Origin of the sequence: Paraburkholderia sp. SIMBA_054 (genome assembly GCF_046534875.1) — a bacterium.
Lineage (GTDB): Bacteria > Pseudomonadota > Gammaproteobacteria > Burkholderiales > Burkholderiaceae > Paraburkholderia > Paraburkholderia hospita.
On the sequence record NZ_JAWRXV010001582.1, the window covers coordinates 1 to 241 of the forward strand.

Consider the following 241-nt stretch of genomic DNA (forward strand, 5'->3'; position numbering starts at 1 on the left):
CTGCTATCTTGTCGGCAACGTCAATGCGCTTGCCATTATACCAGTAGCCATCGCAGGCGAAGAAAAGCTTCGGTTCGATCTGGCCAAAACGGTCGAGTACGCCCTGCACGCCAAAATCCGGTGAGCATGAAGACCAGACCGCACCGATGGACGAAGCGGCCAACATCAGGGCCACCGCCTCCGGCATATTGGGCATCATGCCCGCCACACGGTCGCCCGGCTGAACCCCCTCCGCCAGCAT

General features: G+C 60.2%; 1 protein-coding gene. It reads right to left on the reverse strand.

What is annotated here, in order from left to right; genetic code table 11:
• The coding region (locus SB822_RS60385; protein WP_410859555.1) for an AMP-binding protein at window positions 1-241 on the reverse strand (241 nt) is incomplete at both ends.